Raw genomic sequence first — 11514 nt, forward strand, 5'->3', positions numbered from 1 at the left:
CACTTTATTTGATACTTTTATTGTAGTATCAATTTAACTATAAGTTAATTTATTTTGATATTTTTGTTTTAAATTATTATATAAAATATTATTTTGATAGTTTTCTATAAGATTTTTCTGATGTCCTTCTTTTTTAGTCTAAAACCATCTAAAGCATTGATGTCTACTGTATTTATATGATTTTTTAAAATTCAACCGTTATTAGAAAATCTAATTACATGATTTAAGTTAAGTTGAAAATTAAAATTTCCTACAATCTCATTTTTAAACTACTAACCAATAATCATTTTTAAAAATTGGATAATTTTTATTTTCATAGTATGATGTATATTAAATTAACAAATCAAAAAGTATACTGAAATAACAATAATAACAATACGAATAAGGAGTGATTTTTTGAATATAGAAAATTACATTGAAGGTAAATACCGTGAAATGGAATCTCATATCAATTTAGAATATATTGATTTATATCAATCATTTTCTCACCAAAAACTACAGGAATTATTTTCAACAATACACCACATGTTTGTAGTAAACTATCGATTAATGAATGATAGACTTCCTACCAATGAACATGAAGCACATTTTTGGGCTGATCCCAGCAGGAATTTATTACTCGCTATCGAAACATTAACAGGACTTCAAAGAATGTTAAAAAGCACTCCATACGCTTTTAATATAGTAGAATACTATCAAGAAATAGTAACACAATCACTAAAATTTTTAAGTAAATCAGGAGGCAGCTCTATACCAGCACATATGGATAAGGTAGAAATATACTATATTCAACCTATTTTAGTCCAACCTCAAACTATTAAACTTAAATCTTTTGAAAATAAACAACAGTACGCTAATTTAAAATTAATAGGTGAAGGTTCATACGCACAAGTATTTACATTTAAAGATCCTTTTTACAATCGTAAATTCGTCTTAAAACGAGCTAAAAAAGATTTAAATGCAAAAGAATTAGAACGCTTTAGACAGGAATTTGAACAAATGAAAAACTTATCCTCCCCATATATCGTTGATGTTTTTCATTATGATAGTTCTACAAATGAGTACATCATGGAATTTTTAGACTACACACTTGATAAATATTATCGAAAGAATAATTCTCAACTAACGAGTAAGGAGCGTAAATGTATTGCAATACAGATATTAAGAGCATTTAAATATATTCATGCTAATGAATTACTACATCGAGATATAAGCCCTAAAAATATATTAATAAAGGTATATGACGATGGCACAAAAGTAGTTAAAGTTTCTGATTTTGGTCTAGTCAAAACTACTGATAGCAGTTTAACTTCATCGAATACACAATTTAAGGGATATTATAACGATCCTGGACTTGTTACTGAAGGTTTTAAAAATTACAATATATTACACGAAACTTATGCACTTACTAAATTGATGTATTTCGTAATGACCGGTAGAGAGGAAGATATTTCAAATATAAAAAATCTTAGTTTAAAATCTTTTATTACTAAAGGCCTTTCCGTAAATAAAGAAAACCGCTATCAATCAGTAGATGAAATGATAGCTAGCTTAAAAAATATAGAACTAAGTAAATAGAATTTTTAATTTCAAATTTAAAGTAAGATTGAATTTTTAAATACATCAAAACAAAAAGATACAGGTACTAAAGTATACTTATACAATGGCTAAAAAACTTTAATACCTGTCATTTTATTTTCTAATCTAATATATTTACTTTATAAAAAATAAATATATTTTGCTTTGCCTTTGAATAAAAACTATTTTTCAATGTATTAGGTTTTATAAATCAATTAACATTTTCTTCATTTAACTTTACAAACTTCAATATTATCGCAATCATACTAAATCATTTAATAGATTAACAACAGCTTCTTTATTTTCTGTTGAGGAAATATTAATGTTTCTTTTAGTTTCTATTAAACACTTCGAATCCTCACCATATTCACGTTTCTCTATAACAACATTCATATCATTAGGGCCATTTTTTTCTGTTATTATCATCTCCTTACTTCGTATATTACCATATTCATCTCTAAATTATCTTGTTTTAATTATAACACCACGTTTAGTGCGCATATAGACCAATCCTTTCCTAAATAGTTAAATAAAGTGGAACATAAAATATGTATACCATATATTAACTTATATGCTACAGGTACGAAAGTACCCTATAATACAAGGGCTGAAAAAAATGAGGGTATCTTTTTTTCTTTTTTAGTTTATTATTACTAAAGACTGATACTTCGAATACCTAAAATAATTTAAGTTATTACTTTTTAAAATTTAAAGGAAACTCAATTACCTTTGCTAACTTAATATTTCTTTTATCCAATTCAATCTTAGCTTTAAGCTCTTTAAGTTCTTCACTATATTTTTCTTTTTTTCTGTTAACTCTCTCAATAAATATTCTTCGAATGTCTTTAACATCTTCTTCACTAATAGGAATAAATTCATATGTTTGCTTATCCAAATAAGAATAGGAATCTTCAGCTACTAAAGTACACTATATATATTCGTCAGCTAATTCCTCACTACTTCTTAATAAATTTTCTTTCCATAAACCTCTAATATTAAAATTAATACTACCACTTAACTTTACCCATGAAGCTTTATTATCCATACTACTCCTCCTCTAAAGATTATAAATAGACCAGGTTACTACGTAACCCAATACAAGCTGAAAAAAATTTCCTACCTGTTGAAATACCATTTTTTTATTTTATAATTTAAAAAAACAAGGTTATATCAAACCTTGCTTTTTTAAATATTTTCTATCACTAAGATAGGTATCTTTAGATATATTGAGCTTTGAACATATATCTTTTTGTTTAAGACCTTTGTCCAGAAGGTCTTTTATTTTTATCCTTCTTTGTGATATCTTTTCTTTTTCTAACAATTTACCTCGTTTTTTCAATTGATTTCTATATTTTTCTTTAGCTCTTTCACTATTGTATTTCTTCTTATTGTCCTCATTATTTCTTCTCTTATATTCATCTTTAGAAATTATGATTTTCATTTCTTTTTGTTCTTCATCTATTATTTCTAAAAGATTTATTAGAGTTTCATTTTTGTATTTGTAATCTTTATTTTTGTCTTTATACACCTTTTCTGCTGACTTAGTAGCTCTTATAACCTCATTTTCACTTAATGGCTGCCTAAACATATTATTTAACTCTAATGAATTTTTATTATTAAATTTATATATATATTCTAAAATACATCAAATAAAAAAAGTTTTCACATATTTCTCTCATTTTTATATTTTTTTATATAACCTTCATGTATTTCATAAATTTTATTACAACATTCAAATATTTCTTCATCATGAGATATTATTATTAATGTTTTATTAGCTAAATTTTTTTTTATAAAATCTATAAATATACGTTTATATTTTTTATCTATATAATTAAGGGGTTCATCTAAAATATAAATATCTCCACTTAAAAACAATCCACGTAATATTTGTATTATCTTTTTTTCTCCTCCTGAAAGATTATTTGAATTATTACTAACTCTTGTACTTAAATTTAAATTATTTAAGTTAAATATATTTATCAATGGCTTAATATCTTTTTGAGCTAAAAATTTATTAAACTTATTTATATCATATTTGTTATCTGTATTTAAAATTATATTTTCTTTAATTGTACAATCAAACATAAATACCTCTGATGGAATTAAAATGATTTTTTTTCTAATTTCTCCAGAGTTTAAGGATTTATAATTTATATTATTGTAATAAATATCACCAATTTTATAATCCAATAATTTAACTATTATATTACTTAAGGTAGATTTACCTGAACCATTTCCACCTTTTATTGCAATTTTATCATTTTTATTTATTATTAAATTTAATGAGTTAAGTATATTTTTAGTTCCATAACTAAAAGTTAAATTTTCTATTTTTAATTGATTAAATTCAGGTAATTCGTTTTTAATTATTAGATCTTCATCTTCTAAATTCAATAATTCATTTATTCTATTTAACGATATTTTTTGGATTTTAATTTCTTTAGATAAATTCATAAAATATTCTAAAGGACTCCATAATCTAGAAAAATATAATGTAAATGCTATCATTGTTCCTATTGTTATTACATTCTTAAAGACTAAATATCCCCCAAAGCAATACATAGAAATAGTTCCTATATTCATAATGCTAGTTATCAGTATATAATCATATTGCATAAGATATTTTATTTTTTTCATAGTAACTTTTAGATAAGTATTTAATTTATTTTGTAATCTTAAATTTATAAATTTAGATGCATTATTAACTTTTATATCTATCTGACCATTTAATGCTTCTTCTGATAAATTCTTTAACTCCTCATCAATTACTAAAACATTCTTACTTGTTTTTTCTATATAAGGAATGTAAATCTTATAAAAAAGTATAAAAATAGGTATTAGTATCAATATTATTACTGTCAATATCGAATTCATAGATCCCATTATAATTATAACTGCTATAACATAAAATATATCTAATAAAACATTAGCATACATACTTACAATTAAGGGTGTGACTACTGTTGTATCATCAAAAATTCTTTGAATAAATTTGCCCATATTTAAATATTTAGAACTATTATATGTCATAGAAAATGATTTATTTATCAAATCTTTTTTTAGCTCATTTAAACAATATGTATTTATATAATTTTCTAAATAATAGCCTAAAGATAAACTAAAACAAAATATTATCATAACTACAACCATTCCTAATGAAACATATAAAAATGATTTTAAGTTATAAGCTTCTATCTGATTTATAAGTTCCATTGTTAAATAAGGAATTAATAAGGAACTTATATTTGATACAAAACTAACAATATAATATAAATAAATCTTTAATTTTATATTTTTTCTATATTTTTCGAAAAATAAATATATTTTTATCAAATTAATCACCATCAATTATTTTACAAATTATATAATAATTTTATTATTCTTTCATTTATATTTTTTAAAAGTTTATAATTACAGTCCAAAGATTCTATATTGTTATTATTTAAATAAGACTTAAATCTACATCCTGTATGACACATAGGTAAAAATTCACACTTTTTCTTGAAACATTCATCGTAAAGTTTTATGTTAAACAAATTATCTATTTTTGTTAAATCATCTTCTAAATTTGCAACTGCAAATTTTTCTATTCCTACTAAACTTAAGCAATTAAAAATTCTTTTGCTCGAAGATATTACAAATGAATTTGGTCTTTTAGCACTACATAAAGACCCTGTTTCAAAATATAAATCTTGTTTAAATCCTAATTCAAATGCAGCTTTATAAAAATCAAAATAATACTTTTCTAGCTCTTCAATACTTAATTTATTATCATCAATAATTCCAAGTGATAATTTTATTTTATCTAAATAATTTTTATATTTTAAATATAAATAATTTATTAAATTAATTATATATTTTTTATTTTTAAAATCCAAATTAACTCTTATAGTGACATGCTTCAAATTTGTAGTTAACAAATAATCCAAATTATTTATTATTGTTTCAAAGGTTTTACCACCATTATTTAAACATCTTCTTGAATCATGAACATTCTTTTCACCATCCAATGTAATTTGTACATTCTCTAAATTAAACTTTAATAAATAATCGATTTTATCTTTATCAAATAAATAACCATTAGTTATTATTTCTATATTTAATTTTATCTGATTATTTTTACATACATTTTCTATGTCCTTTAATAAATAATGAATAAATTTCCAATTTAAAGTAGGCTCTCCCCCAAATAAACATAAATTAATCTTTTCTATACTTTTATTACATATATACTCCTTAACTACTTTTAATATTTTTTCAATATCACAAATACTTAAATTCGTATTTCTATTTATACCATTTTCATAGCAATATGCACATTTGAAATTACAATTGGTTGTACTCAATATTGTTAAATCTAATGTATTACTATTTTTTATAGAGAAATTAATATTTTTAAAAAATTCCTCTTTTTCATTAATATTTTTATCTATTAAAATATCTAAATTTTTAAGATTATCAATATATTCAATATATTTATCATCAAGTATCAAATTATTCTCATGAAGACTCTGATTAATTAAAGTATAATCACATTTATTTATAAAAACTGTTGATTTATTAAGTGTATTAAATAATATAATGCTTCCTTTAATATCATATTTAACTATATATTGAGACCATTTCAAATTCAAAATATATTCCCTCTTTCTAAAAAAAGGTGTTGTAAATAATGCAACACCTTTTCGCTAATTATTTAAGTATTATGTTTATAAAACATTACTAAGCTCTAGCTGGACATTTATCTATTAATACTAAAGGTTTTTTTTCATTTAATATAATCATTACAATCACCCCTTCGAACGAATATTTATTTGATATCAAAAATCAATGTTCGTTTTTATTATATTGCTATTTTATTAATAATTCAAACATAAAATTAACTTATTCTTATTTATATACTTTTATATAATATAATAAAAATAAATAATAATATATTACAAATAACTTCTTTTTGCTTTAAATAAATCAATATATATTAAGTTCTATAAATTCGTAATATAAAATTTTCAATTGATATAAAAATATTAATCATACTTTCACAATATTTTATCCCCCTTTTATGAGTTTTGGGAAATTTGCGTAAGGAAAACTACCAATGCGACTTTTAAAATATTTTTTTAATCCTGGAACTACTCCCCCCATATATATTTTTTAAAATTATATAAATCATCTTAAAATAAGATAATTTTTCCCTAAAAAAACATAACATAATGTATATTGTGTTACTTTTTTTAAATCCCAGTAAAGCATAATAATAATGCCTACTAGAACTACTTTTAAAAAATTAAACTTAACATAACTTCAATATGTTACATTTAACAAATATTAGAATCAAAATTTACTTGTATTTCTATCTAACTAAAAATGCAATTAGTTGTTATAAAAATTGAATTTATAAAAGTATCTAGATATAATAAAAAATATTAATTAGTTTTATAGAATTTATAAAAATAAAATTTGACGAATGTGGTGTTAAATCATGAGGACTGAAAAAGTAATTGTTGAAAAATATAACAATAGATGGGTTAATGAATTTCAAAAATTAAAAATCTATTTTCAACAGATATTAGGAGATAGCATTATATCAATTGAACATGTAGGAAGTACTGCTGTTTGTGGATTAGCTGCTAAACCAATTATAGATATTGATGTTATTATTAAAAATTACAGTAATTTTACTGAAGTTAAAAGTAAATTAAAAAAATATGGGTATTACTATGAGGGAGATTTAGGAATAAAAGATAGACATGCGTTTAGATATGATAAAAGTATATTTATGGCACATCATTTGTATGTATGCCCTAAATATTCTAAAGAATTAAAGAGACATATTTTGTTTAGAAATTATTTAAGGTCACATGAAGAAGATATGAAAAAATACGCAGAGATAAAATTAAAAGGAGCAAGTATTTATCCAGAAAATATAGAAAAATATATGAAATACAAAGAAAATATTATTAACGAAATTTATAGAAAACTTAATTTAAAATAGATTTAAATATAGATGTTTATTTTAAGTAATACTTAAAATATTATATTTAGTTATGTATAATAAAATTAAAAGGGGATTGATTTATGTTAGATTCATTTATCATAAGAAATGTACATATTAATGATTTTGTAGATATAAGTAAAATAAGAAAAATGCCAGGAGTAATAGAATATATTTTAGCTTTAGATAGTGAATCACCAGAAAAAATAAAAAATAAAATTAAAGCTATACAAGATGCAAATGAAATTTGGAAAGTCGTAGAAATAAATGGTACTGTAATAGCAGTAGCTATTTTAAATAAATTAAGTGGTAAAAGATCACATTGTGCAAATATAAGTATAATGGTTAATCCTAATTTTCATTCTATGGGTATTGGAAGTGCTTTAATGAATAAGCTTTTAGAATACTGTAATAATATTTTAAAAATAAAGAAAATAGAATTAAGTGTATTTAGTAGTAACAAAAAAGCTATAAGATTATATGAAAAATATGGATTTTCTATTGAAGGTATAAAACGACAATCTATATTTGTAAATGAGAAATTTGAAGATGAAATATTCATGGCTAAATTTATTATTTAATTTACATTCTCATTTAATTCATAGAATACTACTTACAGTTCTTTTATCTTAAACCTAACATAGCTTCAATTCAAATTCAATATGTTTAATTTTTAAATAAATAGATTCATATAGTTAAACCAAAAATAAGTAATAAAATTTTAAGTCAACTTTCTATTAATATCTATAATATTTTGTTATCCATGTTACTTTTACCTCACAAATAAAAATCTCGCCACATTCTAGTAATAGCCTCTAAATATACTAATACAATTTTAAGCTAGTATTATATAATACTAGAGTCTTTACTACTTCCCCATAAAGCTTAACCAAGCTACAGGTACGAAGTACCCCTATAATACAAGCGTAAAAAATTTTGCACCTTTTTTTTTATTGATAAATATTTAAATCTATTTTATAATCATAAAGAACAAGATTATATTAAACCTTGTTCTTTTAAATACTTTATATCATTTATACAAGTACGTTTTGAGATATTTAGTCGCATATATATCTCTTTTTGTTTAAGACCTTTTGCTAGAAGGTCTTTTATTTTTTCTCTTCTTTGTGATATTTTTTCTTTTTCTGTTAATTTACCTTTAGTTCTTAATTTCTCTTTATAGTTTTTTTTACCTCTTATATTTTCTCTTCTCTTATACTCTTCTTTAGAAATTATGGTTTTCATCTCTTTTTGTTCTTCTTCTGTTATTTCTAAAAGATTTATTAAAGTTCCGTTCTTGTATTTATAATTTTTATTTTGGTCTCTATATACCTTTTCTGCTGACTTAGTAGCTCTTATAACCTCATTTTCACTTAATGGCTGCTTAAACATATTATTTAACTCTAATGTATCATTTAATGATTTCTCTATATCTTCTGTAAAATAGCATAAATAATATCTATATAAAAATAATATAAGTTCTCTATGACCTTTTAAATTATTCTCTCTTAACTCACATAGCTTTATTAAGTCCTGTAGCCTCGCGTAGTAAAGACTTCTTTCCCTATGGACAAATAATACCTTTTTAGGTCTTCCTCGCTTTTTAAGTGCCTTCTCGTTTAATTCAGGCATATATTCATTTTGTATCTCTTTTAAGTCATATAAATAATCATAATTATCTATTATTTTCACTTCTGTATGTGTTTTAGAATTAATACTTCCTGGTATCCTTAATATTCTTGTTGCATCTAATGCTTGTCTATCTGCTCCAAATTCTTTTAAAGTTTTATAAAAATAATCTTCTGCTGCTTTCCATAAAGGTAAAGCCATACTTGGAACCTTTTTTATAAGCCATATTAAATATAATCCTCTTCCACTATCTATAATAAGATTTGGTATAGGGATATTTTTTCCAAAGTAATTTTCATTTAGATTCATTAAAATCTGCTCTTTAGTAAAACCCGTTTTATATGTATCTAAATCTATAAATAATGCATTAAGTTCTTTAAGACACTCTATTCTTCTATAAGTCTTATAAAAGGTATTTAAAGTAATATATACATTATCTTCATTAAACTTTAATCCTACCAACTGCATATGTTTATAATGCCATTGTTTATACCCTTCTGAGGATATTTTAGCTTTAGTTATCCATCCTTCACTATTTCCATGAACTGTATTTATATACTTAACACTTTGAGATAGCTCTTTTTCGTCTTCTTGTTTTAAAGCTAATACCACTTTTGTTTCTCACCTCCCATCTTTAGTCAAATTATAACATAACTCAAATTCATTTAAAATCAATGTAAAACACTATATTTACTTATACATATGGATTATTTATAAATTAAATAATAAATATTATAAATTACTTAATTATTCAATTTTAGTATTTAATTTCATGAAATAATTCTTATAAAATTCTTAATTAATATTAAATATATTTTTTAACTATATTGTAATTACAAATAACTTATTTTTTGCTATATGTAAAAAATAATATTAAATTCAATCATTATCAATATTCTTATGTAAATTAAAAGTCAGCAATACCTTACCATAATCTTAACGTCTTTATTCTAATAATTTTGATACTTTAATATGTGCTTAAAAAGTCCAAATACCTTAGGGTAATCTTAGGGTTCTTTCCACTAATATCTAGTTATATTTAAGCCTTATTTCATGCTTATTTAAGCATATTATATAGTATTAAATGTACCTTACACACTAATGGCACCTATACATTGCTATAATCTTGCTATAAATTATACTAGTTTAAATATTGCTGTAATGTAGTGTACAAGCCGTCTAGTATGATTTATATCAAAAAGTTGTTATATCTTTCCTAACCTTACCCTTTTTTATTATTTCGTGTGTATTTGGCATAAACTTGACATTATACCACTTTTAAATCCTTCTTATAACACCATTCTTGAAATCATAAATTAATATGAACAACCTTATATTTTTGTATGCTTGTTTTTAAATTTTAATTTAATCAACCCATGTATAAATATTATTTATTGATGAAAAATATTATAATTTGAAGGTGATTGATTTTAATAATACCTGTATACATTATTAATTTGATGTATACATAAATATTAATGTCATTTTAGAATTGGTTTTGTCGTTTTTTATACCTTACATTTATATTGTTTTAATTCTTAATATAGAATTTTAACGCAAAATAGGACTAGATATTTAAAGCTAGCCTACCTTATTTTCATCTTTACTTTTACTGATGTTTTCTTTGTACTATTATTATATATTTTTTTAATGTATTACGACTTATATTATGCTTGTTCATTAGATCTATTTGCTTTATACTTCTATCACTTAAAAACTCTTTTATATCATCTCTTAATTTATCACTCATTTTATCAAGTTTACCTTGTTTTCTTCCACTTTTCTTATCACTTGCTTCAATACCTTGTTTTATCCTCTTTATTATAAGTTCTCTTTCTTGCTCCACTCTATCAAGTTCAACTATCAATAATAATTTTATTATGTTATCTAAAGCAGTTTTAGTAACTAAGTTTTGTGTATTAGCAATACTTGTTAAGTTTTTTATATAATCTGTTGATACAGTTGGATTATCTAAAAATATTAAATTAATACCCTTTTGCATTAGTTCCATATATTTTTTATATCCCTCTTCAGCTTGACGTGTAAACCTAGATATTTCTTTAAATACTATCGTGTCCCCCTTTTGTATTATCTTTTCTAGTTTACTCCAGGATGGTCTATCAAATCTACCTCCAGTTGTATCATCTTTAAAGTTTAATAAATATTCTATGTTATTATCTTTTGCATATGTCTTTAAGCTTTTCTCTTGCCTATTAAAACTTTGTTTATCATTGTTCTCTTTGGTTGAAATTCTCATGTAGCTATAATAATTTCCCATATTTTTTATCCTCCATATGTTAATTAAACTA

At 22.7% G+C, this 11514-nt stretch carries 10 protein-coding genes; 3 read left to right on the top strand and 7 right to left on the bottom strand.

Annotated elements, in window-relative coordinates:
* Positions 1–396 precede the first annotated feature (396 nt).
* A complete protein-coding gene (locus tag HH195_RS12210; RefSeq protein WP_196372095.1) occupies positions 397–1578 on the top strand; it encodes a protein kinase domain-containing protein in 1182 nt (393 codons plus the stop codon).
* A gap of 261 nt (positions 1579–1839) precedes the next feature.
* On the opposite strand, the gene HH195_RS12215 is transcribed toward HH195_RS12210, so the two are convergent.
* The 5 genes from HH195_RS12215 to HH195_RS12235 all read right to left on the bottom strand — a co-directional run bounded on the left by HH195_RS12215 (position 1840) and on the right by HH195_RS12235 (position 6215).
* Positions 1840–2004, bottom strand: a complete 165-nt coding sequence (locus HH195_RS12215; protein ID WP_196372096.1) for a hypothetical protein — start codon at positions 2002–2004, stop codon at positions 1840–1842.
* Between the two features lie 268 nt (positions 2005–2272).
* Entirely contained in the window at positions 2273–2473 is a 201-nt protein-coding gene (locus HH195_RS12220) for a hypothetical protein (protein WP_196372097.1), read from the bottom strand.
* Between the two features lie 270 nt (positions 2474–2743).
* Positions 2744–3166 (bottom strand): hypothetical protein, encoded by a 423-nt coding sequence (locus HH195_RS12225; protein WP_196372098.1) that lies wholly within the window; start codon positions 3164–3166, stop codon positions 2744–2746.
* Positions 3167–3240: 74 nt separating this feature from the next.
* Positions 3241–4926, bottom strand: coding sequence for an ATP-binding cassette domain-containing protein (locus HH195_RS12230; protein ID WP_256437760.1), 1686 nt, complete (start codon positions 4924–4926; stop codon positions 3241–3243).
* An 8-nt stretch (positions 4927–4934) separates the two neighbouring features.
* Positions 4935–6215 (bottom strand): radical SAM/SPASM domain-containing protein, encoded by a 1281-nt coding sequence (locus tag HH195_RS12235; protein ID WP_196372100.1) that lies wholly within the window; start codon positions 6213–6215, stop codon positions 4935–4937.
* An 848-nt stretch (positions 6216–7063) separates the two neighbouring features.
* Between HH195_RS12235 and HH195_RS12240 the strand changes: the two genes are divergently transcribed.
* Both HH195_RS12240 and HH195_RS12245 read left to right on the top strand, forming a co-directional pair.
* Positions 7064–7576, top strand: a complete 513-nt coding sequence (locus HH195_RS12240; RefSeq protein ID WP_196372091.1) for a GrpB family protein — start codon at positions 7064–7066, stop codon at positions 7574–7576.
* A gap of 83 nt (positions 7577–7659) precedes the next feature.
* Complete coding sequence (locus HH195_RS12245) at positions 7660–8157, top strand: GNAT family N-acetyltransferase (RefSeq protein WP_196372092.1); 498 nt, start codon at positions 7660–7662, stop codon at positions 8155–8157.
* A gap of 415 nt (positions 8158–8572) precedes the next feature.
* On the opposite strand, the gene HH195_RS12250 is transcribed toward HH195_RS12245, so the two are convergent.
* Together HH195_RS12250 and HH195_RS12255 are read right to left on the bottom strand one after the other, a co-directional pair.
* Complete coding sequence (locus HH195_RS12250) at positions 8573–9817, bottom strand: DNA-binding response regulator (RefSeq protein ID WP_196372093.1); 1245 nt, start codon at positions 9815–9817, stop codon at positions 8573–8575.
* Between the two features lie 997 nt (positions 9818–10814).
* Positions 10815–11483: a recombinase family protein gene (locus tag HH195_RS12255; RefSeq protein WP_196372094.1), complete on the bottom strand. Its 669-nt coding sequence runs from the start codon at positions 11481–11483 to the stop codon at positions 10815–10817.
* Positions 11484–11514 lie beyond the last annotated feature (31 nt).

The organism is Candidatus Sarcina troglodytae, from assembly GCF_015708635.1.
GTDB lineage: Bacteria > Bacillota > Clostridia > Clostridiales > Clostridiaceae > Sarcina > Sarcina ventriculi.